We start from the raw sequence: 26373 nt of genomic DNA on the forward strand, positions 1-26373 counted from the left end.
CCCTAGCCCCCCATCCGGCTTTCGATACGTTCGACAGTCCGGGCGGGCACGCGGGCCTCGGCCAGTTGGGACAGCACGCGGGCTTTGGCCTCGGCGGGCATACGATCGTTTGCTTCGACAAAGGCGATCAGACGGGCGCGGCGTTCTTCGGTCAATTCCAGCATCTGCGGCTCGGTCGGGATGTTCGCCGCCTCGGGACGCAAGGGGCGCACTGAGATACCCGGGCCAAGCAGCGGTGTTCGGGTTTTTACCACATCGCGCCCTTCCAGATCGGGACTGCGCACCAGAACATCATCGCCCTCGCGGTGCAGCACGCGCACCTCCAGCGCCTCAAGCCGGTCATCTTCGCCCAGCACCAGCACTGTGCCATTCGCATCAACCGCAGAGGCCGGCAAACGTACCACGCGTTCGAGCGGCGGTTCCTGCACGGTCACCGTCACAAAATCACCCGGCTTGAATCCAAGTGCTGTGTCCAGCCGGGCGAAAATCAGGCGTCCTGTCTGCATCTCGCCCGATACCGCACTGGATCGTGTGATGATGCCGCTGGCCTGCAAATCCACACCAGACACCTCCAGCGTCGCGGTCACGGGGGCTGGCATCACCTGACCATTCTCGCCCAACAGGCGGGCGTATTGCGCCGTGGACACCCGAAACGCGACCTCAAGCGCCGCCGGATCGATCAGCAAGGCCAGTTTTTCATTGGCCGTCGCCAGACGTCCTGCCACCACATCTGTTTCGCTGAGCGTGCCATCGAATGGGGCGATCAGAGTTGTGTCATCAAGTACGCGTTCCGTCTCTCCCAGCGCGATCATGGCGCGGGCCAGCCGGGTTTGAGCCTGATCAATGCGGGCCTCGGCAATCGTCGCGGCCTGGCGGCGGGCCAGCACTGACTGGCGCGCAGAGGCTGCTGCCAGTTCCGCGGCTTCCACGGCTGCGGCCGTTCCGACACCGCGATCCGCCAGATCAACCTGCCGCAGGTACGCGCGGCGCTGCAAATCTGCCTGATCCTGTGCCGCCGCCTCTTCATCCAGCGACAAGGCAAGGCCGCGTTCGGCGTCGCGCACCTCGGCCTCGGCATCCAGCAGATCGGCCTTGGCGCGGTCCAGCGCCGCTCTTGCATCAGCGGGGTCAATGCGCACCAGCACTTGACCGGCCTTGACCACGCCGCCGTCGTCAAACCCTTCGAACAGTTCAATTATCCGGCCCGAAGTGGCAGCGCGCAACTCAAGCCGGCGCCGGCTTTCCACCTCTCCGAACGTTTCAAGCAGCGGAGTTTCGGTGCCGGGTACGGCGCGTTCGACCCCAACGGCAAAGACACGTTCCCGCGCGGGCGGCGCGTTGGTCTGTTGTGCCATGCGTTCCTGCACCGCGGACCCAACCAGTTGCGCGGCATAGGCCAGCAACCCGAGAGTAACCCCGGCCAGCACGAAACCAATCAAACTTTGTCTAATAAAACGCATGTATCTTCGCTACTTTTTCGACCCGTACCAAGTAGATAGCACATTATATGGGCTTTCCAGTCATCCAAACCCACAAAGCTGTTACGCGTTGGCCCCCTATTTCCGTCGCTGATGTTCGTCCAAACGGGGCAAAATTTCCACAAAGTTGCAGGGGCGGTGGCGATAGTCGAGCTGTTTGCCCAAAATTTCATCCCACGCGTCCTTGCACGCACCCGGGCTGCCGGGCAGTGCAAAAAGATAGGTGCCGTTGCAAACGCCACCTGTCGCGCGGCTTTGAACGGCGCTTGTCCCGATCTTTTGCATCGACACGATCGTAAACACGGTGCCAAAGGCGTCGATCTCTTTTTCGTAGACATCGCGGTGCGCCTCGACCGTGACATCGCGCCCCGTCAGGCCCGTTCCGCCGGTCGAAATCACCACGTCGATTTCTGGATCATCGCACCATGCGCGCAGTTGCTCGGCGATCTCAGCCCGCTCATCTGTGAGGATTTTGCGATCAGCGAGGGTGTGCCCTGCCTCTGTGAGCCGCCCGACCAGCAGATCCCCCGATCGGTCCTCGTTCAGCGTGCGTGTGTCACTGACGGTCAGAACAGCGATGCGGATCGCAATGAAGTCTTTGCTTTGATCAATACGGCTCATGCGCGCTCCAATATGGCCAACCGCAGCGCCAAAGCGCCAAACACGCTGGCGCAAATCCAGTCCAGCACCCGGCTGCCACGGGCAAAGCGGCGGCCCATACCGCCCGCGAACACCCCAACGGCGCTGTTGATGATAAATCCCCCAAAGCTCATCATCGCGCCAAAGATCAGGAACTGGCCCAGCACCGATCCCGCGTGCGGATCAACAAATTGCGGGACGAAGGCCAGCACGAAGAGGATCACTTTGGGATTGGACAGGTTCACAATCAGGCCACCACGAAAGGCCATGGTTGCATTTGATACGGGCACATTTTCGGCTTGCCCGGAATGGCGCAGTGTCTGCACGGCCAGCCACAAAAGATAGGCGACCCCGACCCAGCGAATGATTTCAAACGCGGCTGGAACCGTTGCGACCAGAGCGCCGAGGCCCAATCCCGCGAGACCTGCATGGATAAACGCCCCCAGTGAAATCCCTGCGCTGGCCGCCACCGCCGCGCGCGGCCCCGAACGCAGCCCCTGCCCAAGGCAAAACACCATATCCGATCCCGGCGTCAGGTTCAGCGCCAGACCTGCCGGGATAAAGGCCAGTAACATCAGCGGATCAACCATCGGCCAACCGCGCCTTCAACGCCAATAGATCTGCCCATGCCTCGCGCTTGGCCGCAGGGTTGCGCAGCAGGTAGGCGGGGTGGAACATCGGAATCGCGGGCTTGCCTTCGGCAGTCGTCCAATCGCCGCGCAGCCGCGTGATCCCCCGCTTGCCCAGAAGAGCCTGACAGGCGTGATTGCCGACGACGACCAACACATCCGGGGCAGCCAGCGCGATATGACGCTGCAAAAATGGCTGCATCATTGCGATCTCTTCGGGTTTTGGGTCCCGGTTTTGCGGCGGGCGCCATGGCAGGACATTGGTGATGTAGACCGAGCTGTCCCGATTGAGGTCAATCGCCGCGAGCATTTTGTCGAGCAACTGCCCGGCCCGGCCCACAAACGGACGCCCCTCGCGGTCCTCATCCCGGCCCGGTGCCTCGCCCACAATCATCACCCGCGCACCCGGCGCACCGTCAGAAAACACCAGATTGCGCGCGCCCAGCTTTAACTCGCAATGCGGAAAGGCCTCCAAGGCGGCCCGCAATCCCTCAAGATCCTGTGCACCTGCGGCCGCAGCGCGGGCTGCGGCAACGACATCAACCTCGCCTACAGGGGCCGCGACAACCGCAACCGCCGCCACCGGAGCCGCCGGAGCCGCTGGTTTCTCAACCTTTGCAGGCACCTCATACCGATTGATCGGTTCATCCGCGATGCACGTATCCACGCCCAGCTCAATCTGCCAGGTCAGGGCGCTTAATGCGCTGTGATACTCCGCCGAATCCATAAGACCAGACTAGCGACTGCTTGGGCAAAGCTGAATGGCCCATCGCGCTTGCCGCGCCGCCCGCTCAGTGCATATAAGCTGACAAGCACAGCGACAGGGGCCGCCATGACCTTTACCCACCGCCACCTTCTGGGCATCGAACACCTGCGGCCCGAAGAAATCGTGACCCTTCTGGACCTTGCCGAGGACTACGTGACGCTTAACCGATCTGCGGAAAAGCATAGCGACGCGCTGGCTGGCCTCACCCAGATCAACATGTTCTTTGAAAATTCGACGCGCACGCAGGCCAGTTTCGAACTGGCGGGCAAACGGCTGGGCGCGGATGTGATGAACATGGCGATGCAAGCCAGTTCCATCGCTAAGGGCGAGACACTGATCGACACCGCGATGACACTGAACGCCATGCACCCCGACCTGCTGGTGGTGCGCCATCCACACTCGGGCGCTGTGGACCTGCTGGCGCAAAAGGTGAACTGTGCCGTTCTCAATGCCGGCGACGGGCGGCACGAACACCCCACCCAAGCCCTGCTTGACGCGCTTACCATTCGGCGAGCCAAGGGGCGGTTGCACCGGTTGAGCATCGCGATCTGCGGCGACATCGCGCATTCGCGCGTGGCGCGGAGCAACATTATGCTGTTGGGCAAGATGGAAAACCGCATCCGGCTGATTGGGCCGCCGACACTGATGCCTTCGGGAATCGGAGAGTTTGGGGTCGAAGTCTATGACGACATGGCCGAAGGACTGGCGGACGTTGACGTGGTCATGATGCTGCGCCTGCAACGCGAACGCATGGATGGCGGGTTCATTCCGTCGGAACGCGAATACTTCCACCGATTTGGGCTGGATGCTGAAAAACTGTCTCACGCCAAACCGGATGCCATCGTGATGCACCCGGGGCCGATGAACCGCGGCGTGGAAATTGACGGAGAGCTTGCCGACGATATCAACCGCTCGGTCATTCAGGATCAGGTCGAAATGGGGGTCGCCGTGCGCATGGCCGCTATGGATTTGCTGGCGCGCAATCAACGCAAGCTCAAGGGCGCTGCATGAGCGCGCAAATCCACGTCCCGGCCAGTGAACAAGGCCTTGTGCGGGTATTTGCCCTATCCATGCCGTCAGAAGAGGTCAGCGAGCGCACCAAGACGGTCGAAGAAACCTTTGCCCTTCTTGGCCCCGACGGTCCGCTCGACAATGCCCATATCGCCTTGTTCGAAGTGGCCGACATTCAGGAAATCGGGCTAACCGAATACCTCGTTGAGGGCGGCGACGTCACCGAGGAAACGATTGGGACGGACCAAGCCAAGCTGAACAGTTTGGACGGCTGGGTGATGGTCGTCTATTCCCGGGCCTTTGGCCAAAAGGCGATGACGCTGACACCGATCCCGGAAATGACCCTGATTGGCACCTACGGGCAACACCGCACCGATTGGCAGGCGAAAGAGAACATCGAGTCCGACAGCGCCAAACCCTACTCCGCGCCACCTGAAACGGTGAAAAAGAAGCCCTCGGATGCGGCCATGTCCGGGCGTGTCGCGACGCTGGTGCTGTTGGTGCTGGCGGTATTTACGGCAGTGTTTATTTGGATTGCCGGGTAGGGTTGCGCAGGCAGCGGGCGATGCAATGGTTGCGCGGCTTTCCGATATCGGGCCTTTGGGAGGGATGCCGCGAACAGCGGCTTTCGATGTCAAACCTCTGGTCGCTGGGTTACGACACAATTGCGGCGTAGCGCTGGCCTCAAGGCCAAACAGATCTAGCGAAACTGCGTGACTGTCTTGCCTTTCAGGCAATGAGGAAAAAACGGAAAACTGTCCGTAGCAAAATAGGTGTAAGTGCCTTCCACCATGGCGCCATTACATTCGTCTAAGTTGCCGCTGTGCAAACTCTACAAAGTTCGAGTGATCCCGTTGCCCCAACGTCAAATCTTTGTAGGATGCTTCATGATACTGATTTAGCTGGAGGTATTTCGATGTCTGAAGTCGCGCTGAAAGGCGATGAGCTCAAGAAACTGCTCAAGGTGGCAAAGAAACAAGAGATCGCCTTTGCTTATGCGCCGGGCAAGAAACCGGAAGATGATATCTTTTCGATGGATCGCAAGAAGGCGCCGGAAGTCGTGTCCCGCCAGGTCCGTAAGGAATCCGATGGATCGAAATATGCCTTTGGGCTTGCGTCAGTGAGCGGGAAGGTCATTTCTTTGAAATGCGAGCGTGAGCTCCCAGGCATGTCAAAGAAGCTGAAAAAGCTATTCAAGGCCGAGAAATGCGCCCTAAATGTTGTGATCCTCGACGGAAGCGGCAACGTTCTTGAAGAGGACATCGAAGAGCTTCCAGACGATGGATTGCCGGATGACGGTGATGACAAAGACGGTAGCGAGCTGGAAGATGAGGCGCGCCGCAAGACCGTTTTGGAGATGGCAGCGGCCATAAAAAGCAAGTTGGCCGCGTTGCCTGAGAATGTGCGCAAGGCCTTATCAGAGCACTACGCCAAAGCTGTGAAGGCGGTTAAGGATGGTGACCTTGATGCTGCTGAAAATGGCTTCAACAAACTGAATGCGGCAATCAGCAAGGTTGAGAATGCCAACACGGGAACAAGTGACAGCCCTGCGCCGCCGCCTCCTCCCCCTCCATCCAATCCGGATGTGATCAAACTGCTCGGCGTGGCGGCGTCTTTGGAAAAGCGTATCGACGGTTTGCAGGACAGCGAAAGCAAAACAAAGCTGCTGGGGGTACTGGAGCGCCTGAAAAATCAGATTGAGGCGGAAGACATCAAGGCCGCCGGAGAGACCGCAAAGGTGCTTGGGGCTGCGATCACCAAAGCTTCGGCGGCGCAGACACAGGAGGCGAAAGACCCCCCTGATACTGACGAAGACGACAGTTCGGATGAAACGCCTCTAATCGATCATACCGCTACAGAAGATGGACGTGCATGGAGTGATGCTTTTGCCAGCCTCGAAGCGCCTGTACTTGCCGCCTTGGGTAAAGGTTTCGGCGATGTCGGCAAAATGCGCGCGGCCTGGTCGGCCTTTACCGGCGCGGGCGCGCAGCAGAAATATGACGGCGCATTAAAACTGGTACCCGGCATCGAAAAGTTGCTGGCCGATGCGGAAGCCGCCGAAAGCTCGGACGCTGAGAAAGACATTCCGACCAATATCGTTCCTTTTGTGCGTGCCAGATTGGGATGGATCAAAGCACGCACGTCGCTGCGCGGAGAAATGGGCAAGCTGCGAAACGCGATTATCGCGGAGTGTCAGGGGGAAGAGTATGGAGGGATCGCCGACGATACCCACGAGCTGTTTGAATATCTCGACGCCTTGGATGACAAGCTAGAGAATGCGCTGGAGGCGCTGGTTCAAGAACCCGACGGGAAAAAACGGGAAGATCTGAAGAAAAAAGCTCGCAGTATCTTGAGTGATTTCCAAGCCGAGTTGGAAACGCCGTTCTTCAAAGATGTCGACGGAAACAATGGCTTCACCACTGTCAGTGTACGCGGCACGGCAATACCGGCGCTTTCTGCCGTGAACTCGGCCCTCGCAAGCTAAGCGAAATATAGGAATTTGATCGATGAACTCCGAACAAGAAGATTTTTTCAAAAAACACCTGAAGAAATCCAAATACGCCAGAAATTCCAAAAAGAAGAATGATGAACGCCAGCGCAAGTATGAAGCCTACCTACAGCTTAAAGACAATGTAGCGCGCGCAATCGCAAACTTGCCTGACACCGTCTCGGACAAAAAGCCCGGTTTGGTGTCGATGATGGAAGGTGCCGACAAAACGGTGTCTGACTTCAAGACGCTTGGTACGGCGTTTGAATCCATGCAGCAGGTCGAACTTCAGGTTACTGCTGTGATGGACCTCGCGAAGTCCAAAGCCAAAAACGCAACGCCCAAAGGCCAGATCCTGTTGCTGGTGTCGCAAGCGACGTCTGCCGTGATGGCCGAAGGCACCGCGGGGCGCGAAAAGTTTGAAAAGGTCGCCACGAAGTTTGAAGCCCGTTTGGGAGACTCCGCTGGGCTAGGTCTGGTGCAGGAAAAAGCATTTACGGCCGATCACGGCAGTGCATTGCAAGCGCTCCAGCGGATTCCCGGACAGATTGAGGATGATGTTGATGCCGCAGAGGCCAAGATCAAAGAGATCCGCGATGCATGGGATGTAAAACGCCGCAAGCACGAGGCTGATCTTGGCAATCTGCTGAAAAACCCAAGCGACTTGGTCGACTCGATCAACAACAGCAAGGCCAGAGGCGATCTGCTTGCGCTGCTGAGAGAGGCGGACGCCCTTATTCAAGACTTGGAACGGTGGGACAATGTGGACGCGCCAACTTTGCGCGGGGATTACAAGAAGCTTTATAAGTTGAGTTCTGACGCCTCTCAGGACTTTGAGGCGCTGAAGTCTGAGGGCGAAACCTTGTTAAAGGACGCAACGAAGATCAAAACGCTTCACACCAAACAGTACTACGAAGATGCCGCAGCTCTTAGCGCGCGTATCACCGCCCTGCGCAAGAACGGCGGCGCGCTCAATTTTAAAAAGTTGAAGAAAGAGCAGACAGCGCAACTGCTGGGATTGATCCAGCAATGCGAAGCAACTTTGTTTGTAGGCTGCAACGCGGCGATGTTGGTGCCGCTTGAGACGTTGGTGGCGGATGCAGAGGCCATGCTGCACGACTTGCAGAATGCTGAAGTTACCAATGCACACGCTTCGAAAAACTTGAAAGAAATCGCAACGCTCCTCAAATCGGGGTTGGGGTCGAAGGCGATCCGGCAAACCGATCTGGCAAACCTGACAAAGGAATTGACGGATTTGAATGGCGAGTGGGTGTCGATGGCACCGCAAGACGCGCAGCAAGCCATTTTGGATCTCAAGCTGAAGACGCGCGAAGCCGTTAAGAACGAGCAGGAACAGCAAGAGTGGCGAAAGTTGCGATTGGCCGAGATCAGCGCTCTGGAGAAAGAGCTTGCGACCTTGAACAAGGAGTTCCAGGCGTTCCTCAAATCAAAGGGCGAAAAGAAGGCCAATTATCAAGGGTCGATGGCATCCGATCTGGCCTTGTGCAAAACGTGGACCACAACCAAGGAACACCGCTCGTTTGAATCGACGGTCGAAACCAAACTGGCCGACGCACGCTCAAACATCGCCAACGCTTTGGCGCGACTAAAGGGTACCAATCAGAAGGATATTCTGTTGGGTGAACTGCTGACTGAGCACAAGTCGATAGAAGAAGGCAAAAGCGATGCAGAGAAGGCGCGTCAGCAATTGCTGACAAACATTTCCGACTTCGAGTCAGAATTGAAAACGGCCAAGAAGGAAAACCCAGCACTCAAAACGCATCCTGAAGATCTGGCTTTGGTCGCCAACACCCTGAAACAAGCAAAGGACGCGGCCAAGAAGGGTGGCGATTCAGCAAATGGTGAACGGTTGTTGAAAGCTGCCAAAGATCGGTTGGCGGATGCGATCAAAAAGCCTGCGAAGCTTGACTACGATTCACTCGGCAAGATCGGCGAAAATTGGTCAAAGGCGCATGCTGCGTTCCTCGAGAAAGTCACTAAACTGAGCAAGGAAGTGAACGACCTCGCTGACAGCTCTCAGGAAAAAGAGCGCGCCAAGAAACTTTCAGACCAGTTATCAGCAGCAGCTGACCGGATGGAAGCTGATGGGTTTGACGCGGTTGCGGACAAACTCAAAGAAGAAAAGACGCCCGAAGGCGAACGTAAGGCAAATCGTGAAAAAGCTCTCGCGCTTGTTCGGACATACCGCGACGTTGTTCCGGGGGATCAGTTGATAAAGGTCTGCGCCGGCGGCGCACCGTTTGAAGGTGGCAAAAATTTCGCAGGCCCGGTCCATCAATGTCTTCGCGAAATCGAACTTGAAGTTTTGCGCGGGATCTAAGGGAAACACGACATGGCATATAATGACAAACAAGAAGCGTGGCTGACCAAGACCGTAACCGCCGTTGCAGCATCGAAAGACGCTGGCGAGATGGCTGTAAAACGTGACGAAGGCCGCAAAGTTATCGCCGAGCAACTGGAAAGCCAGAAACTGGTCATCCAGCAAACCCTGATGGGCACAGAGATCGATATGAAAGTCGAAGGCTTCCGGGCGATCCTGCGCGAAAAAGTAGGTTTATCGAACAAAATGGCGCTGCTCGATCCCGGCCATGATCCGATGGCCGAGGTCGACAGTTGGCATGACCTGCCCCAAGCCAAGGATATCCCGCCCAATGTGGTGCGCGCGATCGTAACGGAAGTCAGCAAGATCCTGATCGTACAGGCTGAGTTGTTGAAGAACGACTATTACAAAGAGCCTGAGCTGTCTGATCCGCCGACAGCAGAAGAGCTTGACGCCCAAAAGGAGGCGCGGCGACGCCTTGCTGAGGATTTGTGGAAACCTCTGGAGCGCGAAGGCATCATTCCTGAAAATTTCGTCCCGGATGAGTATTCAGAGGTCAATCGTACCTTCATGGAAGCCAACGCTTTGTATGAAGAGCGATTGCAGGAATACACCGCTGAACTAGGCGAGCATGGGGAGTTCATGCGCAAGTTTGAAGATGGCATGGCCGTCGGTCAGGGCCTGATCAAACTCGCCACAGCCGGAGCTGATCTGACGGCCGCTGCTGGCGCGCTCGCCAAGTCATCTGACGTTGTGAAGGACGCAAAAGAAGCCAAAGAGATTCTGGGGTGGGTCGAGTTGGGCATGTCCTCTTCTTCGGCCATGGTCAAAGGCGCTCTGAAGGAGCGTGATGCGATTTCCGTCATAGACGGGCTGAACATGTATGTGAGCAAGTTGCTCAGCGAAGTTCTGGATGAAGACCTTGCCAAGGCGATCAATACGAGCGTCGAGGTGGCCTTGCGGTCTTGCTCGGCCGGTAAGAAGTTTGCTCAGGGCGATTACAAAGGCGGAATGCTTGAAGTTGCCACTGCCGTGTTCACCGGGTTCTCAGGTGTCGACAAAACCGAAGAAGATGAAGGTCTGAAAACCTCGGGCAAAGACATCCACGACGGGATCGCAAAACTCGCGAACGATCCAAAGATCGCTGAATTGCTCAAGAGTGGCGATACGAACAAAGCCATGGGCGAGATATTCAAACAACTGCCGGGCATCGTAGGAAGCGCCAAGGGCGCGTTGGAACAGCTCAACGAATCCTTGTCCGAAGATACGAAAGAAGCGCGTGCCGCACAGGCCAAGATCAAGGAGAAATTCAGCGACGAGGCGCTTGCTGCCCAAGCAGAAGAGGCTGCGCGCATTCAGCGCGAGGATTTTGAGGAATTCATGCGCCGCGAGGACCGCGCCTTTGGCGAAATGATGGCTTATGGTTTTGCCGATCCTGACGGCGATGACGAGGAGATCGAACAAGCCGAGCTGAAACGCCTTGAGTCACTGGAACATCTGATTGCCGTACAGGTTCGAAATCAAAAGATGTTTGATCTGTCTCGAAAGATCTCAAAGGGCGGCATTGATCTGGTTTCGAAGCTTGTGCCCGGAATGTCGCTTGTCGCTGCTGCACAGCAGCTTGCCTACTCCATTGCAGAAGCGATCAAGCATACGCAGCAGTTGCTGATCTGGATGGACAACGTGTCGGATGCTGGAAAGGCGCAGACGGTTCAGATGGACGCCATGATGAACCGGTATGGGCTGCAAAAGAAGCAGGCCCTGCAAGCAAACCTGACGGTTGCGATTGACGCGGTTCGGGTGTGCGGAGAAGCGATGAAACTGGCCGGGCAAGCGGCTCCGGTTGGGCTTGTTGTTTCCGCTTCGGCCGACACCGCTGCAGCCGCACTCGAAGTTGCCGCCAAGATCGTCGAGATAGCAGAGATGGAAAGCGCCTGGCGTGACTATAAAAAAGCTCTGTCCAACCCAAAAGATCGCAAGAACATTCGCAAGACGTTGCGCACCAATCCAACCTTGTCGAAATATGCGATGGCGTATGGGGCCATCGATGATGGCAATCCGATTGCCCAAGAAGCCATGCGCCGTTGCGGGTTGAACGAGCGCACCCTTGCGCAAAAAGACGCAAAGGTCAGTGATGTCGTCACATATCTGGAGACGATCTACCGCGATGACCCTGTCTTGCTGCGCTCTGTTCCACCGCGGGATGCGTGGCACCCAAGTGGTGATCCCGAACTGACCTTTCGCAGTTGGATCGCCTATTTCAACGCAGCGGTCGCGAATGCAGAACCGAAGTTGAAGCAGATGGATGTCAGTAAAATCAACGTCCTTCTTGGAGAATTGGTCAAACTGGAAGAGGCGATGCAGGCCGCGATTGTTGAAGCTCAGGAGGCGAACAAGGCGCTGGAACCTGCTGATTTTGCAGACAGTCCCGTTGCACCTGATCCTGCGGTTCTGTCGGCCCCTGCGATCACTGCCGAAAAGCTTCGCGTTGGGTTTTCAAAACTGTCTGTGATGGGTGTGGACGGAAATCGTCACGTCGAAATGGCCAGCTACGTCGATGCGATGAGTGCCAAGGCAAAGCTGAAAATGGATGAGTGTAAGAAAATCGAAACCGCACAACCATGGCTCATGATCTAACCCTGAGGACCAAATGGTCCGTCGTTTACCGTGCGGGGCTTTGCCCATCGCGGTTCTTCTAAAGGATTGGCGCGCCGGCCAATTGCAAGTGGCTGGGCGGCCCGCACCTACCGCGAATTGCACCCCACCCAGATTTTGCATTTGCGGCGAAGGCCGGTAACGCAGGTTGCAACGTTGCCTTGAGGGGCCGAATTTGTCCGCAGTCGGTGCCCCCAGTAGAAAGGTTCCCCCTTGGCGGGGTTCGATACTGCATAACCACAGGTCTGTTTGAGACCGAACACGCCGCCCATTTCAATTCAGATTTGCCGCGTCTCGTCTTTCCAATATGGCTCTCGAAGCCTTGGCTTAAAAACTTTGCCACTGTCCTCGCGCGGCAATGCCGCGTGGAAATCGACAATTCGGGGGAATTTGAAGCGGGCGAGCTTTCCGTCAAGGAATTCCAACACGTCGCGTGCGTTCGGCGCCCACCCATCGGCAGGCTGTATCGCCGCGACAACTTGCTCGCCGAATTCGGGGTCAGGGGCACCAAAGACGGCGACGTCATAGATAAAGGGCGCCCGTAGGAGCACACCTTCGATTTCTGCCGGGAATATGTTTGCACCGCCCGAGATGATCATATCTTTCTTGCGATCAGTGATGAACAGGTATCCGTCCTGATCAAGCCATCCAAGGTCACCGACAGAGTAGTGTCCATGTTTCTCGACGTCGGCGCGCGCATCCGGATCATTTGAATAATCAAATCCTCCGAAAGCATCCAAACGCGCATAAATTTCGCCGACTTCACCGGGCGGTCGCTCTTGGCCTTCCGAATCCAGTATCAATACCGATCCGCCCAATTGCATCCGACCGGCGGTCCCCGGCCTTTCGAGCGCTTCGGCTGAGGAAACCATCGTCATAAACCCGATCTCTGTCGCGCCGTAGCTTTCCCAGAAAACCGGCCCCCACCAATCAATCATCGCGACTTTCAGTTCGTGGGACCATGGGGACCCTGTCGAAACGCAAAACTCTACCGACGAAACGTCATACCTGTTGCGCACCTCTTCGGGCAGCTTGAGCATCCGGCTCATCATTGTCGGAACGAGGTAGATGTGGGTCACTTGTTCGGCTTCAATCGTGGCAAGAAACCCCTCGGGGTCAAATCGGGGCGCGACAAGAGTTGAGACTTCTGGTGTCACCAACGCAGCACTTGTCAGCGTAGAGGGTGCGGAGTGATAGATGGGGGCCGCGGTGAAGAACTTTGCGCCCGGCTTTAGCTGTAGCATTTCATCCGCGACCCGATGCAGAACGTCTTCGAAATTCTTGCGTACGCCGGGTTGCAGACGTCGCACACCTTTGGGTTTTCCGGTTGACCCGGAAGTATACCGCAACAAAGGGCGCATCGCCGAGCGCTGTGTTATCGGGTCCTGCGCTTGCCGCAACGTGTCCCATTCTGGATACTGGTCGCCGTAATTCGCCTGCTCGGGATCAATTCCAAACGCAAGGCGCAGAGTGTTGTTGGGGCGAACGCCAATGACTTGGCGCCCCTCAAGAGCTGTGCCGACGTTTTCAATTAGGTCGCGATGTATAATCACGATATCTGCGCCGCTATCGTCACAAATATCTGCAACTTCATCGCCCGCCGCATGCCAGTTTTGTGCGACGATAACTGTTCCAGACAAGGCCGCAGCGCGCATGATTTCGAGTTGTGTGAGATCGTTTCGCATAATGATCGCAACCGGAACATCTTCTCCGGCACTGAGCGCTTTTAATGCGGCTGCCCCTTGAGAAGCGCGTGTTTCGAAATCCTTGCAACTCAGTCGCGTTTCAAAGTCGGTGACGAAAGCGGGTTCGAAACTGTCGGCTACGCTCATTTGGGCTCCCTGGCGCTGGATTGTAGCGCCACTGATAAGCTAGCAGATCGCTTTTTGGATGTCTCTGGATCTAAGGTGTTCCGGCATTGTCGCCACCCTTGATCAAATGTCGCATGTTTTCACGAGTTTTGCGGCCTTTAACAGGCTGTAAGAGCTCAGTGTCCTTTCAGACTCTCAAAGCGAATACGGGAATTCACGTAATGCGATACTATGCGGGCTGGCAGACAATTCTGTAAACTAAAGACACGCCCCCGCCATTCAGACAACGAGCGTTTGGGGTGGACCGCAAGCTGCCATCGGGCCACACTCGGGCGCCCTAAATACAAAGCACAGCCCCACCTGCCCCCGTCCAAGGCACGGACGCCCCGTTGATCTTTCGTGACTTTGCACCTCCCCGGGGTGCATCCTGTCTTTTGCCGCATCGCCCCTCTTTGGGCGCACCACTGGCAGGCCTGTCTCTGGACAATCCCTGCACTTTGCCCGACAACGCAGAAGGGTCCAGATTGAGGAATGTCATGGCTATCTTTCCTACTCTCACAGCCGTAGGGCACGAGGCTGCATGAGCACGACCCTGTTCACGAACGCCAAGCTGATCGACCCCGAAGCGGGCACCGTCACCTCTGGTGCGGTGGTCGTCCGCAACGGAAAGATTGCAGACGTCTTAACGCAAAATACTGATCTTGATGAAGACACGTTGGCGCCTGTCAACTTCGACCACGTCATTGACTGCAACCGTAAACACCTCGCCCCCGGCATCGTTGATATCGGGGTAAAGGTCTGCGAACCGGGTGAGCGCCACAAGGAAAGCTTTGGTTCCGCTGGACTCGCGGCCGCTGCTGGCGGTGTCACCACCATGGTCACACGCCCCGACACCGACCCCGTGATCGACAATCCCGAGGCCCTCGAATTTGTCATCCGGCGTGCCCGCGAGGCCGCGCCGGTCAACGTTCTGCCCATGGCCGCATTGACCAAAGGGCGTGCGGGTCGCGAGATGACCGAAATCGGGTTTCTGCTGGACGCAGGCGCCGTCGCCTTCACCGATTGCGACCATGTGGTCGGCGACACAAAGGTGTTCGGACGGGCGTTAACCTATGCCCGCAGCCTTGGGGCGCTGGTGCTGGGCCACCCTCAGGATCCCGGTCTATCTGCCGGGGCAGCGGCAACCTCTGGCAAATTTGCGAGCTTGCGTGGTCTCTCCGGCGTTTCGCCCATGGCCGAGCGGATGGGGCTCGACCGCGACATCGCAATGATCGAGATGACGGGCGCAAAGTATCATGCGGACCAGATCACCGCAGCGCGCGCGCTGCCACCGCTGGAGCGGGCCAAGCAGAACGGGTTCGACATCACGGCAGGCACCTCGATCCACCACCTCACACTGAATGCGCTGGACGTTGCGGACTACCGCACCTTCTTCAAGATCAAGCCGCCGCTGAGGGACGAAGAAGACCGCCTCGCCATTGCCCAAGCGGTGGCGTCCGGTCTGATCGACGTGATTTCGTCCATGCACACCCCGCAAGACGAAGAAAGCAAACGCCTGCCCTTCGAGGCGGCGGCCTCGGGCGCTGTCGCGCTGGAAACTCTGCTGCCTGCCGCCATGCGCCTGTTCCACAGTGATCACATCACTCTGCCGCAGCTGTGGCGGGCGATGTCGCTGAACCCGGCCAAGCGGTTGGGACTGGATTGCGGACGTCTTGCCCCTGGCGCTCCGGCGGACCTTGTCCTGTTTGACCCGCACGCGCCCTTTGTGATGGATCGGGCCACACTACATTCCAAATCGCGCAACACCCCCTTTGACGGGGCGCGGATGCAGGGTAAAGTTCTCGCGACCTACGTGGCGGGCAAGTCCGTCTATCAAAAACAATAGATATCAAAGGCTTGGCACATGCCGCTGATTGAAACCCCGACGACCATCCTGCTGCTCTGGGCAGTCATCGGCTATGCGCTCGGCTCCATACCGTTCGGTATGGTGCTGGCGCGCGTCATGGGCCTTGGCAACCTGCGCGAGATCGGATCCGGCAATATCGGGGCCACAAACGTCTTGCGCACGGGCAACAAACTGGCTGCTGCCCTTACCCTGCTGTTGGACGCGGCAAAAGGAGCGGCAGCGCTGCTTTTGGCGCGCTATGCCACGGGTGCAGAGGATGCAGCCCAACTGGCCGGCCTCGCTGCGATGATCGGGCACTGCTATCCCGTCTGGCTCAAGTTTCAGGGCGGTAAAGGCGTCGCGACATTTCTGGGCCTGTTGCTGGCGCTGGCATGGCCTGTGGGGTTGGGTGCGTGCATCGCGTGGCTGATCGGGGCGGGCCTGTTCCGTATCTCGTCCATGGGGGCGCTGGTGGCCGCGGCAGCATCGACCTTTCTGATGATGTTCCTTGGTCGACCAGACGCGTTGGTTCTGGGTGCGATCCTTACATTGCTGATCTTCTGGCGTCATCGCGCCAACATTGCGCGGATCAAGGCAGGCACTGAACCGAAGATCGGCAAAAAGAGCCAGTGACCCCCTTTGAGGCCGCATTGCACGCCTTGCCTGTCGGTACCTTTAACGGGCGCGCGGCGGGGCGGCGTTATGTGGTGACGAAATCGGCATTCTCAGGGGGGCGCGCTGTCAAGCTGGTGGCCGAAGAACTGGGTGGTACAGATTACATCAGCCTCAACTGGTATGATCTGGCGGCTGGTGGCGTGCTGAAACCCTGCGAGATGCCAAAGGCGAAGGTTGTCACCTTTGTGCTGGGCTTGTCAGTCGACCAAGAGCAATCAGACACGTCGGTTCAACTGGTGGACCGGCCCCAATTGGCACCGTGACACCAAGAGTGAACGGCGCGCCTACATCAAGGGTTTGTTTACCGACTTTGCTGCCGCACACACCCATCAGACATATGAGCCCATAGCCCGCGTCTTTGTCCGGCGCCACGTTTTGCCGACGCATGTGCAGGCACTTTCTGCCCTTGGCTGAGTTGAGTGCACCACATGCGGATTGGCCCGGCATGCGCATTCGATCCTGTCCAATATCAGAAAAAACACGCCAACCAACACTGCCACAGTAACTCGGTGCACGGGGCCACAAGCGCCGCCACGACATCGCACAGAAACCGTCACAGTCGCGCCTCAATACACACTCATAACGTGCATGAACAATCAATGCCGACACGAAGAGGGCAGCACCGTTATGGGTTTTTTTGAAGCGATCAACTCAGTCTTTGCAGGCTATTTCAAATTTTCAGGCCGCGCGACGCGCCCAGAATTCTGGTGGTTTTTCCTGTTTGAAGTCCTCGTGGGCGGGGCCGCCTTTGCGATTGACACCTCCCTTGTCGTCAGCACACTGAACGCTGCGGCCTGGAACGAAACCGCGTTGCTGGCGCTCAGTCCTCTCGACTTTATGCTGACGTATTACATGCTGATCACGTTTATTCCTCGCATGGCCGTAACCATACGCCGCTTGCATGATGTGGGACTGTCGGGGTTCTTTTACCTGATGTATTTCGTCCCAATCGTGGGTGGCTTGGTCGTTTTTGTTCTGACCCTTCTCCCATCAGAGGCTGACACCAACATTCATGGCCCGGGCCCGTTCCAGCGTGGTGGTGGCATGCCTTCGCCCAAGCCGCGTGCGGGCGGTGGTGGCCTTGCTGCACAGCGCAAGCACGACCCGATGCAAGGCTATGCCGTTCTCGACAAGATCAAAGAACAACCCACGCCCGAAGTGCTGGCCGCGCGCAAGGCCGAGGTACGCGCCCTCTACGAGCGGCGCGTGCTGGGTAAAGGACCGATTGTGGCCGAATAGTGCGTCAGTACGAATAGGCCTCGAACACACGCGTGACGTCACCATCCCAGTCGTTGTGGTAATGTGCGATCAGTTCATCCGCCAGCGTCTGACCGGATTCCAAACTGGCCTCAAGTTCGTTGAGAAAGTGGGTTTCATCCGGGATCAGCCCCCCGGCCCCGGGACGCGCGCGCGACACCAAACCCGCACGTGAAATCGCCACTGCTTCGCGGGCCAAATCCTGCATCTTGATCCCGTTTGCCTCGCCCTGAAGCCCATCGACCGACGCGGCAACGCGCAGCCCTTCGCGGGTTTCAGCATCCAACCCTTTGACGAGATCCCATGCGGCGTCCAGCGCCGTCTGGTCATACATCAGCCCCACCCAGAACGCGGGCAGCGCGCACAGTCGCCGCCAAGGCCCACCGTCTGCGCCGCGCATCTCGATGAACTTTTTCACCCGCGCCTCGGGAAAGGCCGTCGTCATGTGATCGGCCCAGTCGCTGAGCGTCGGGGTTTCACCTGGCAATGCGGGCAGTTTCCCGGCCATAAAATCGCGAAAGGACATGCCCAGCGCGTCAATGTATTTGCCATCGCGGTAAACAAAGTACATCGGCACATCGAGCGCGTATTGCACCCAACGTTCGAACCCAAAATCTTCGTCGAACACAAACGGCACCATGCCTGTGCGCGCCGGGTCCAGATCCCGCCAAACACGGCTGCGCCAGGATTTGTGCCCGTTTAGCTTCCCCTCAAAGAACGGAGAACTTGCGAACAGCGCGGTCGCCACAGGTTGCAACGCGATGGCGACGCGCATTTTTTGCACCATGTCGGCTTCGGTCGCAAAATCAAGGTTCACTTGCACCGTGCAGGTCCGCCGCATCATGGTCCGTCCCATGGTGCCGACGCGGCCCATGTAGGCATCCATCAGCTTGTAGCGGCCCTTGGGCATCAGTGGCATATCTTCATGCAGCCAGTGCGGGGCGGCTCCGAGGCCGATAAAGCCGGCTCCCAGACTTTCGCAGACGTCCTTAACCTCGCTGAGGTGTTGGTTCACCTCGTCACAGGTCTCATGGATCGTCTCAAGTGGTGCCCCGGCCAATTCCAGCGCGCCACCGGGTTCGAGGCTGATATTGCACATCCCCTTTTCGAGCCCGGTGAGTTTGCCGCCTTCGCGCAACTCGCTCCACCCGTGTCGGTCGCGCAAGCTGCCAAGGATCGCCTCGATAGATCGTGGCCCCTCGAAGGGGAGCGGTTTCAGAGTGTCGGTGCAATAGCCGAACTTTTCGTGCTCGGTGCCGATGCGCCAGTCTTCTTTTGGCTTGCACCCGCTTTCCATGAAACCGGCAAGTTGGTCGTGGTGTTCGATGGGCCCGCCGCCGGACTGAGGAATGGACATGGGGCGTGCTCCGCAAATGCCTGAAATTCGAACCTAAGGGATGGTGCGATTTGGACGGGGTGTCAATGTGTGAGGACGGTGCGCTGGATCACGAGATGTTGCGCGGATACGCGCACCAACAACTTGCGGCGCGGATACGCGCACCACAAACTTGCACCGCGCATCCGCGCATCACAAACGTGTCGTGGCCAGCGCATCGCTGCTGCGCCATGCTTTGGCGCGGACCTGTCCTCAGGCGCGCCCGAGCGGTTGCATTTGTGCAAGGCCGGGTGCGCTCCGTTGCCAGATCACCACGGGTGTCGCCGGGGCTGCGCGCAATTGCGACAGCATATGCTCAGTCTTGAGCCCAGGCAGGCTGGCGAATGCATCAAACAGAGCATCCGCGCCGTCTGCATCAACCGGGATCATGAGTGCTGGCTGCCCTTGCTGTTCCAGCCGCCAGTGCGCGGGCCGTTGCGCCCCGTCCAGTGTCAGCCGCGACATCTCTCGCAGGGCAACGGCGCCGCCGGTGAGTGGCCCAAAATAGGTCACCTGCCCTTCGTCCACCTGCACAGTTCCAAGGCCTACGCCCGCAGAGCGAAAGCGACCGCGTTGCAGACCCACCATGATCAGCGCACCTGCCCCGACCAGCAGCACCGGCGCGAGATAGCCCAAGAGCCCGCCCGGCCCAGCCAACCACCACAGCGCGAGAACAGCCAAGGCAATGCCAAACAGCACTTCACGCCAGCGCCATAGCGCTGCTTTGGCTTCGGGTCGGAAGAACGTCATTTGAACCACTTTCTTACATGCATGTTGCAAATATAGGCATTCGAGTGCCGCCTGCGCAGTCCCTTTTGTGGCGCAAGGCAAAAGATCTACTTTTGCCATTGGAAGTCAAAGGGCAAAGCGACCCGCCTTGGTGGAATGCGGATATCGCCCCGACAGATGGGTATCTGACAGCGCCGCCCACCCACCTTTGCTGGTCTATTCCGGTTCGCCGACCACACGCGGTGTGGCCAACAGCGCCACGCGGTACTCTCCCACATGTTGGAAACCCAACGCCTCGTAGGCCCGCGCGGCAACTGCGTTGTGGGCAAAAAGCACCGATTGCGTCACCCCTTGGGCTCCGCACTGCCGAAGCAACCCCGCAGTGGCGCGCCGAGCATAGCCGTTTCCGCGCATCCCATCGGGCGTAAAGACGCCGCCCACTTGCACGATATCAGGCAGGCGGGCGTTGATCCCGGCCATGGCAAGCGGCGTCCCGTTCTCTTCAAGGATCACAACATCATCGCTGCCTATGGCAGCGCCTGCGCGCGCTTTGGCCCACTCTGTCGGTCCATCACCCGGCTCTGCCTGCTCAGTGTCCAACGCATAGGTCGTGAACCACGCCTCAAGCAACGCCCGGTCTTTTTCGGCGGGTGTGCGCACTGTCCCGGGCACGTCTGCCAAGTCCGTCAGAGTCAGGTGGTAAAGAGGCTCGTCCGCCAACACTGCCCACGGCCCAAGCGTCAGCCCGGTCGCGGAAAGGCAGGCCGCCACCTGAATGGGTCGACCCGTCATACCCGCCACCTTTCGTCCTTTGATTGCTGCGGCAAAGGCATCCCAGTCTTCGGGCGGCGCGTCCGGGGCTTGCGCCATAAGGTAGCCGCCATTGCTGATCCCAAAAATGCCGGTGATCTCTTGTCTTTCTGTCGTCAGAAAGAAGGTCGTCCCATGCGGGTGCGTTTGTTCATCAGTGCCGTGCGCGGCAAGGTTGCTGCGCAAGAACATGGATGTGGCCGCGAATTGCGCCAAAAACACCTCCATCGCCTCTGCGTCCTGAGGCATTGCGCGCCGCAAATCAGTCATTGCCAATCCCCAAGCTGGCGTTGCCACAGGGTCATTGCAGCAACGGCCGCTGTGTCCGCGCGCAATATACGCGGCCCGAGGGCGACGGCGTGGGCAGTGTCCAGCGCGTGCAGTCGATTGCGTTCCTTGTCCGAAAACCCGCCCTCCGGACCGATCAGGATCGCCCAGGGCCCGGGAGTATCCGGCAAGGCGGAGGGGTCCTCGGCCCCAGCCAAACCCTCGTCACAGAACATCAGAGCACGATCACCCAGATCGGCCAATGCACGATCCAGTTTGATCATCTCTGCCACTTGCGGAACGTATGTCCCACCGCATTGCTCGGCAGCCTCAACCGCGTGGGCTTGGAGCCGGTCGCGCTGCACCCGGCCTGCATTGGTAAAGTCAGTTTGCACAGGCAGAATCCGCCGCGCACCCATTTCGGCGGCCTTTTCCACGATGAAATCCGTGCGCGCCTTCTTGATCGGGGCAAAGAGCAGCCAAAGGTCGGGCGGCATTTGCAAGGCCCGTGTCTGCGCAACACATGTAAGCACTCCGCCGCGCTTGCCCGCCTCGGTCACGTCTGCATGCCATTCGCCATCTTGCCCGTTGAACAGAGCGACAGCACCCCCAACGGCCAGCCGCATTACCCCAAATAGGTAATGCGCCTGCTCCCGCGACAACGGCACGGATTGCCCCTGCCCCAAAGGGTGCTCTACATAAAGGCGGATTTTCGGCGTAACCATAAGGCCTTCATATGACCAACACGTCTCCTGTACCAGATGGTCAGGTTGCTGACGCGGAAGACCGCAACTGGGTGGACCTTTATGCCCCGGCTTCAACGCGCCCCTACTTGCGCCTATCGCGCGCAGATCGCCCGATAGGCACGTGGCTGTTGTTGCTGCCGTGTTGGTGGGGACTGGCCCTTGCCATCATCCACGACCAGCAGATGGGTTGGCAGGACGCATGGATCGCCATTGGCTGTGCAGCGGGCGCGTGGCTGATGCGGGGGGCGGGATGCACGTGGAACGACATTACAGACCGCGACTTTGACGGGCAGGTCGAACGCACGCGGTCGCGGCCCATCCCTGCGGGTCAGGTCAGTGTCAAAGGGGCCGTGGTTTGGATGTGCGTGCAGTCACTGTTGGCATTTGGCATCCTGCTGACGTTCTATGTGAACGCAATCCTCTTGGGTATCCTTGCCCTGTTGCCCGTCGCCATCTACCCCTTCGCCAAACGGTTCACGTGGTGGCCGCAGGTGTTCCTTGGGCTTGCATTCAATTGGGGCGCGCTGCTCGCGTGGACGGCTCATACCGGCGCGCTGGAGGCTCCGGCCGTCGTTCTGTACCTCGCAGGAATTGCATGGACGCTGTTTTACGACACCATCTATGCGCATCAGGACACCGAAGACGACGCGCTGATCGGGGTTAAATCCACCGCGCGGCTGTTCGGAGAGCAGACGGCCGCGTGGTTGCGACGTTTTTTGATGGCCACAGTAGGCCTCATGGGGATTGCGGTGATCTTTGCGGCGATTGATGACGCATCGGTTATGGCAATGGTCCTTGCCCTTGGCGGGCCATGGGCGATGGGCTGGCATATGGCGTGGCAATTGCGCGGACTCGACATCGAAAACCCGGCCAAATGCCTGCAACTCTTCCGGTCAAACCGAGACACCGGCATCATCCCGCTGCTGTTTTTTTGCGCAGCCCTGTTCGTGTGATTGAAACGCGCGCGCGACAGGCTTAAGTCTGTCGGGCACGTCCCCAGGCAAAGGCCCGCATATGCGCCTCTCTTCGCTGCTCACTGTTGTCGGCACTTTTTTTGTCGCGGCACTTTTGTCGCTGATCGCGGCGAACATGTCGGTAAAACTGATCGAGGAAAGCTCGGAAATCGGCGTGCGCCAAGCATTGGACGAACGCGAACTGACATGGGCCGAAGTTCAGGCGGACGGCTTGCAAGTCACGTTGGCCGGGATCGCGCCAACTGAGGCGGTGCGTTTTGCGGCACTGTCGGCCGCAGGCACGGTGGTCGATGCGGCCCGGGTGATCGACGATATGGAGGTTGAAGCCGCCGCAGCGATCGCCCCGCCCAGATTTTCCGCCGAAATTCTGCGCAACGATGCAGGCCTGTCGATCATTGGGCTATTGCCGACCTCTACGGACCGCGAGGCCCTGTTGGGGCGCGTGCGCGGCATCAGCGCGCGCTTGCCAGTCACGGATCTGCTTGAAACCGCTGATTATCCTGCCCCGCCGGGCTGGGAAGACGCTATTGGCTTTGCCCTGATCGCCATCGAACAACTGTCCCGGGCCAAGGTGTCGGTCGAAGCCGGACGTGTCAGCATCACCGCCATCACCGACAGTGCTCAGGAAAAAGCGCGCCTTGAGCGCAACCTGCAACGCGCGAGCCCGCCGGGCCTGCAATTGACGATGGACGTCGCTGCGCCGCGCCCCGTGATCACGCCCTTTACACTGCGGCTGGTAAAAGATGAGATCAGCACCCGCTTTGACGCCTGCTCGGCAGACACTGACACCACCCGCGAACGCATCATCGCCGCTGCCGAAGCCGCAGGGCTACAAGGCAGCGCAAAATGCACCGTAGGCATGGGTGTCCCCAGCAAGAACTGGGGGCGCGCCGTTGGGCAAGCGATATCCGCCCTGAACGAACTGGGCGCAGGCTCGGTCACTTTTTCCGATGCGGATGTGACCCTTGTGGCGGCTGAAGGCACGGCTCAGGGCGAATTTGATCGGGTGATTGGTGAGCTGGAAAACCGCCTGCCTGCCGTCTTTTCTCTGACAGCGATTCTGCCTGAGACAGTGGATCCAAACCAAGGCCCACCCGAATTTGTCGCCACGCTCAGCCCTGAAGGCCTTGTGCAACTGCGCGGGCGGTTGTCGGATGAAAATCTGCGCAACGTCGCGGACAGCTATGCCAAAGCGGCCTTCGGCTCTGACAACGTCTATACTGCGACGCGTCTGGTCGACGATCTGCCCGCGTCATGGCCTGTGCGCGTCCTGACCGGGCTTGAGGCCCTTGCGCAACTGTCCAACGGAGCGGTGACCGTGACGCCCGAGACGCTGGTCGTGGCTGGAAACACCGGCAACCCCGAAGCGAGCACGAACATTGCCTCTCTTTTGGCCTCAAAACTGGGGGATGCCACGACATTCGACATCCGCGTGGCTTACAAGGAAAAGCTGGATCCCGTGGCCGCAGTCCCCACACCAGATCAATGTGAGGCCGAGATTGCCGAAATTGTGGCGGTCTCCAAGATCACCTTCGAACCCGGCAACGCGACGATTGACGCCAGTGCTCTTGGCACGATGGACGACATCGCCGAAATCCTGAAACTTTGCGGCAGCATCCCGCTGGAGATACAAGGGCACACAGACAGTCAGGGGCGCGAAGAGATGAACCTGAACCTCAGTCAGACTCGGGCGCAATCGGTTCTAAATGAGTTACGCGCGCGTCGGGTGTTGACGGCGTCGTTTGATGCCGTGGGCTACGGCGAAACTGTTCCTATCGCCGACAATGACACCGAAGAGGGGCGCGAGGCCAACCGTCGCATAGAATTTAAACTGATCCGCCCAAAACCCAGCCTGCCTGAGGGTGAAACAACGCTGGAATCTGTGGCCAGTTCAGGCGATACAGAAGTCCCGAGTGAAGACGAGTCAGGACAGAGTGATGAGTAGAGCCGAGTTTGTCATTGCGACAGCCATCGTTCTGTTCGTGGCGTTTTGTCTGGGCTGGTTTGCCAACTGGCTGATCCACCGCTTTACCCGCGTTGCAGCAGGCGATGTGGCCGAACTGGATCGGATGAGCCAGGAGCTGCACGAAGCCGAAGAGACTCGCGATCAGGCGATCACCTACCTGCAACAACGCGAGGCGGAACTGACCAACCAACTTTCGCAGACAGAAGCCGAATTGCGTGCCGCAATGGACGGATTGCGCGACGCGCGCCACGAAGCAGAAGAGCTGCGCGCCTGGATCGAACGACAACAAGCCAGCTGAGGCGCAGGGATGAACAAAACGTCTGCCTAACAGGACAAACAGCACCCGCCCAATCAACTTCTCTGATTTAAAAAATCCCGGGGGAGTCGCGCAGCGACGGGGGCAGAGCCCCCTCGTCCTGCTATCGATAAAAAGGCGTCGCGCGCAGCGCGCCCTTTAGATCACGCTACCACCGTTTCAGCGCGTCCTCGTCTGCATCTTTGGCAGCGACCCACTCGGCCCGTTGCGACGTCACTTCCCGTTTCCAGAACGGAGCACGTGATTTGAGATAGTCCATCAAGAATTCTGCCGCCTCGAACGCGTCTTTGCGGTGCGGTGCGGCGGTGGCGACCATCATGATCATCTCGTGTGGCGCCAACGCACCGTGGCGGTGAATGACCAGTGCATCCTCTAGCGCCCAGCGGGTCATGGCCTCCTGAGCGATGCCCGCAAGCGCGGCTTCCGTCATGCCAGGGTAGTGCTCGATCTCCATGGTCTCAAGCCCGCCTGCCACATCGCGCACAATGCCGGTGAAGGTCACGATAGCGCCGGATTCCGTGCATCCCTTAGCAAAAAGAGCCGCCTCAGCCCCCAGATCAAAGGGCGCCTCTTGCACAACGATACGCACGCGTCTCTATCCCCCAGTCATGGGCGGAAAGAATGCGACTTCGCGCACACCATCCAGCGAGGCGTCAAATTCGGTCAGCTGCTGATCCACCGCGACGCGCAAGGCTGAAACGTCAGCGAAAGCAGCGGCATAGCGGTCTTCGCGGGCCCGCAGTTCCTTTACCAGCTCCATCACTGTAGCCGCTTCACTGTGCACCGTTTCGCGTGGCAGACCGATGCGCTCGCGCACCCAGGCAAAATAGAGGACATCCATCGCACTTATCCTTTCAGGTATGGCGTCGCTTTGCGGAAATAGTCCCAGCCGGTGATCAGGGTCAGAAGGGCCGCAATCCACAAGAGCCACAAACCAACGCGTCCAGCCCATTGCGCACCCGCCAGCTTCCAGCCCAGACCCTGCAGATCAGGCTCATCCCCATTCAGGATGGCCGACACCATTGTCTCGTCCATGCCCCATATGGACATGCCAAAGTAATGTTCGAAAACCCCTTGAGAGAACAATACTGCGATGGCGACCATCTGCAGCGTCGTCTTCCACTTTGCCAGTTGGGTCACCTTCAGAGTGCCCGCCGTATCACCCAGGAACTCGCGCAGGCCTGACACGAACACCTCGCGAAACAGGATCATTGTGGCCGGCAGGACCAGCCACGGGGACCATGAGGAAAAGGCCACGATCACCATCAGCGCGATGACCACCATTGCCTTGTCCGCGATCGGATCCAGCATCGTGCCCAGCCGTGTCTGCTGGCCCCAGGCCCGCGCCAGATAGCCGTCAAACCAATCTGTAATGGCCGCCCCCACAAATAGGATCACAGCAAAAATATCCGCGTAGGGCCGTGTGAAATAAAGGAACATCACGGCCACAAGTGGCGCTGCAAGCAAGCGTAATACGGTGAGGATATTTGGAATGGTCCACGTCATAGCCAATCTCTATCGCGTTCCGCAAAGCGCAGGAAGGGGGCGCAGACAT

At 58.5% G+C, this 26373-nt stretch carries 25 protein-coding genes; 12 read left to right on the plus strand and 13 right to left on the minus strand.

Annotated elements, in window-relative coordinates; all coding sequences use genetic code 11:
* Positions 1 to 2 precede the first annotated feature (2 nt).
* The 4 genes from DHN60_RS02015 to DHN60_RS02030 form a co-directional block, all read right to left on the minus strand.
* On the minus strand, positions 3 to 1460 hold the full coding sequence (locus DHN60_RS02015) for an efflux RND transporter periplasmic adaptor subunit (RefSeq protein ID WP_108835577.1): 1458 nt from the start codon (positions 1458 to 1460) through the stop codon (positions 3 to 5).
* 96 nt (positions 1461 to 1556) lie between these two features.
* Positions 1557 to 2099, minus strand: coding sequence for a molybdenum cofactor biosynthesis protein B (gene moaB / locus DHN60_RS02020; protein ID WP_108835578.1), 543 nt, complete (start codon positions 2097 to 2099; stop codon positions 1557 to 1559).
* Positions 2096 to 2707, minus strand: coding sequence for a LysE family translocator (locus tag DHN60_RS02025; protein WP_108835579.1), 612 nt, complete (start codon positions 2705 to 2707; stop codon positions 2096 to 2098). The genes moaB and DHN60_RS02025 overlap by 4 nt, the downstream gene beginning before the upstream one ends.
* On the minus strand, positions 2700 to 3473 hold the full coding sequence (locus tag DHN60_RS02030) for a uracil-DNA glycosylase family protein (RefSeq protein ID WP_108835580.1): 774 nt from the start codon (positions 3471 to 3473) through the stop codon (positions 2700 to 2702). The genes DHN60_RS02025 and DHN60_RS02030 overlap by 8 nt, the downstream gene beginning before the upstream one ends.
* A 105-nt stretch (positions 3474 to 3578) precedes the next feature.
* On the opposite strand from DHN60_RS02030, the gene DHN60_RS02035 reads away from it, so the two are divergent.
* Complete coding sequence (locus DHN60_RS02035) at positions 3579 to 4523, plus strand: aspartate carbamoyltransferase catalytic subunit (RefSeq protein ID WP_108835904.1); 945 nt, start codon at positions 3579 to 3581, stop codon at positions 4521 to 4523.
* Positions 4520 to 5068 carry a hypothetical protein gene (locus DHN60_RS02040; protein ID WP_108835581.1) on the plus strand — a complete coding sequence of 183 codons (549 nt, stop codon included), beginning with the start codon at positions 4520 to 4522 and terminating at the stop codon, positions 5066 to 5068. Before DHN60_RS02035 ends, DHN60_RS02040 begins: the two co-directional genes overlap by 4 nt.
* Before the next feature lie 155 nt (positions 5069 to 5223).
* On the opposite strand, the gene DHN60_RS02045 is transcribed toward DHN60_RS02040, so the two are convergent.
* Positions 5224 to 5352: a YHYH protein gene (locus tag DHN60_RS02045; protein WP_255415547.1), complete on the minus strand. Its 129-nt coding sequence runs from the start codon at positions 5350 to 5352 to the stop codon at positions 5224 to 5226.
* A gap of 87 nt (positions 5353 to 5439) precedes the next feature.
* On the opposite strand from DHN60_RS02045, the gene DHN60_RS02050 reads away from it, so the two are divergent.
* The 3 genes from DHN60_RS02050 to DHN60_RS02060 are packed head-to-tail and all read left to right on the plus strand — an operon-like array spanning position 5440 to position 11989.
* Positions 5440 to 7008: a hypothetical protein gene (locus DHN60_RS02050; protein WP_108835583.1), complete on the plus strand. Its 1569-nt coding sequence runs from the start codon at positions 5440 to 5442 to the stop codon at positions 7006 to 7008.
* 22 nt (positions 7009 to 7030) lie between these two features.
* Positions 7031 to 9352 carry a hypothetical protein gene (locus DHN60_RS02055; RefSeq protein ID WP_108835584.1) on the plus strand — a complete coding sequence of 774 codons (2322 nt, stop codon included), beginning with the start codon at positions 7031 to 7033 and terminating at the stop codon, positions 9350 to 9352.
* Between the two features lie 12 nt (positions 9353 to 9364).
* Positions 9365 to 11989 carry a hypothetical protein gene (locus DHN60_RS02060; protein WP_108835585.1) on the plus strand — a complete coding sequence of 875 codons (2625 nt, stop codon included), beginning with the start codon at positions 9365 to 9367 and terminating at the stop codon, positions 11987 to 11989.
* A gap of 296 nt (positions 11990 to 12285) precedes the next feature.
* Here DHN60_RS02060 and DHN60_RS02065 read toward each other — a convergent pair whose 3' ends face one another.
* The gene (locus DHN60_RS02065; protein ID WP_108835586.1) at positions 12286 to 13839 is read right to left on the minus strand and encodes an AMP-binding protein; all 1554 of its coding nucleotides are present in this window, start codon (positions 13837 to 13839) and stop codon (positions 12286 to 12288) included.
* A 559-nt stretch (positions 13840 to 14398) separates the two neighbouring features.
* On the opposite strand from DHN60_RS02065, the gene pyrC reads away from it, so the two are divergent.
* From pyrC to DHN60_RS02085, 4 genes are all read left to right on the plus strand, one after another.
* On the plus strand, positions 14399 to 15703 hold the full coding sequence (gene pyrC / locus DHN60_RS02070) for a dihydroorotase (RefSeq protein WP_108835587.1): 1305 nt from the start codon (positions 14399 to 14401) through the stop codon (positions 15701 to 15703).
* An 18-nt stretch (positions 15704 to 15721) separates the two neighbouring features.
* Positions 15722 to 16336, plus strand: coding sequence for a glycerol-3-phosphate 1-O-acyltransferase PlsY (plsY, locus tag DHN60_RS02075; RefSeq protein WP_108835588.1), 615 nt, complete (start codon positions 15722 to 15724; stop codon positions 16334 to 16336).
* The gene (locus tag DHN60_RS02080; protein WP_306415965.1) at positions 16333 to 16641 is read left to right on the plus strand and encodes a hypothetical protein; all 309 of its coding nucleotides are present in this window, start codon (positions 16333 to 16335) and stop codon (positions 16639 to 16641) included. Before plsY ends, DHN60_RS02080 begins: the two co-directional genes overlap by 4 nt.
* A gap of 364 nt (positions 16642 to 17005) precedes the next feature.
* The gene (locus DHN60_RS02085) at positions 17006 to 17617 is read left to right on the plus strand and encodes a DUF805 domain-containing protein (RefSeq protein ID WP_159089083.1); all 612 of its coding nucleotides are present in this window, start codon (positions 17006 to 17008) and stop codon (positions 17615 to 17617) included.
* Between the two features lie 4 nt (positions 17618 to 17621).
* Here the strand turns inward: DHN60_RS02085 and DHN60_RS02090 are convergent, their stop codons facing one another.
* The 4 genes from DHN60_RS02090 to DHN60_RS02105 all read right to left on the minus strand — a co-directional run bounded on the left by DHN60_RS02090 (position 17622) and on the right by DHN60_RS02105 (position 21541).
* On the minus strand, positions 17622 to 18992 hold the full coding sequence (locus DHN60_RS02090) for a glutamate--cysteine ligase (RefSeq protein WP_108835590.1): 1371 nt from the start codon (positions 18990 to 18992) through the stop codon (positions 17622 to 17624).
* Between the two features lie 231 nt (positions 18993 to 19223).
* A complete protein-coding gene (locus DHN60_RS02095) occupies positions 19224 to 19760 on the minus strand; it encodes a hypothetical protein (RefSeq protein ID WP_108835906.1) in 537 nt (178 codons plus the stop codon).
* Between the two features lie 195 nt (positions 19761 to 19955).
* A complete protein-coding gene (locus tag DHN60_RS02100) occupies positions 19956 to 20819 on the minus strand; it encodes a GNAT family N-acetyltransferase (RefSeq protein WP_108835591.1) in 864 nt (287 codons plus the stop codon).
* Positions 20816 to 21541 (minus strand): 16S rRNA (uracil(1498)-N(3))-methyltransferase, encoded by a 726-nt coding sequence (locus tag DHN60_RS02105; protein ID WP_108835592.1) that lies wholly within the window; start codon positions 21539 to 21541, stop codon positions 20816 to 20818. Before DHN60_RS02105 ends, DHN60_RS02100 begins: the two co-directional genes overlap by 4 nt.
* 11 nt (positions 21542 to 21552) lie before the next feature.
* Between DHN60_RS02105 and ubiA the strand changes: the two genes are divergently transcribed.
* From ubiA to DHN60_RS02120, 3 genes are all read left to right on the plus strand, one after another.
* On the plus strand, positions 21553 to 22515 hold the full coding sequence (ubiA, locus tag DHN60_RS02110; RefSeq protein ID WP_108835593.1) for a 4-hydroxybenzoate octaprenyltransferase: 963 nt from the start codon (positions 21553 to 21555) through the stop codon (positions 22513 to 22515).
* A gap of 61 nt (positions 22516 to 22576) precedes the next feature.
* Positions 22577 to 24481: an OmpA family protein gene (locus tag DHN60_RS02115; RefSeq protein ID WP_108835594.1), complete on the plus strand. Its 1905-nt coding sequence runs from the start codon at positions 22577 to 22579 to the stop codon at positions 24479 to 24481.
* Positions 24474 to 24800 carry a hypothetical protein gene (locus DHN60_RS02120; protein WP_108835595.1) on the plus strand — a complete coding sequence of 109 codons (327 nt, stop codon included), beginning with the start codon at positions 24474 to 24476 and terminating at the stop codon, positions 24798 to 24800. Before DHN60_RS02115 ends, DHN60_RS02120 begins: the two co-directional genes overlap by 8 nt.
* Before the next feature lie 166 nt (positions 24801 to 24966).
* Here DHN60_RS02120 and DHN60_RS02125 read toward each other — a convergent pair whose 3' ends face one another.
* From DHN60_RS02125 to pgsA, 3 genes are read right to left on the minus strand one after another with little or no spacing between them, the layout of a single operon-like run.
* The gene (locus tag DHN60_RS02125; protein ID WP_108835596.1) at positions 24967 to 25407 is read right to left on the minus strand and encodes a molybdenum cofactor biosynthesis protein MoaE; all 441 of its coding nucleotides are present in this window, start codon (positions 25405 to 25407) and stop codon (positions 24967 to 24969) included.
* Between the two features lie 6 nt (positions 25408 to 25413).
* Complete coding sequence (moaD, locus tag DHN60_RS02130) at positions 25414 to 25659, minus strand: molybdopterin converting factor subunit 1 (RefSeq protein WP_108835597.1); 246 nt, start codon at positions 25657 to 25659, stop codon at positions 25414 to 25416.
* Positions 25660 to 25664: 5 nt separating this feature from the next.
* Entirely contained in the window at positions 25665 to 26324 is a 660-nt protein-coding gene (gene pgsA, locus DHN60_RS02135; protein WP_108835598.1) for a CDP-diacylglycerol--glycerol-3-phosphate 3-phosphatidyltransferase, read from the minus strand.
* Between the last annotated feature and the right edge of the window lie 49 nt (positions 26325 to 26373).

It is taken from the genome of Tateyamaria sp. Alg231-49 (assembly GCF_900143535.1).
Taxonomy (GTDB): domain Bacteria; phylum Pseudomonadota; class Alphaproteobacteria; order Rhodobacterales; family Rhodobacteraceae; genus Tateyamaria.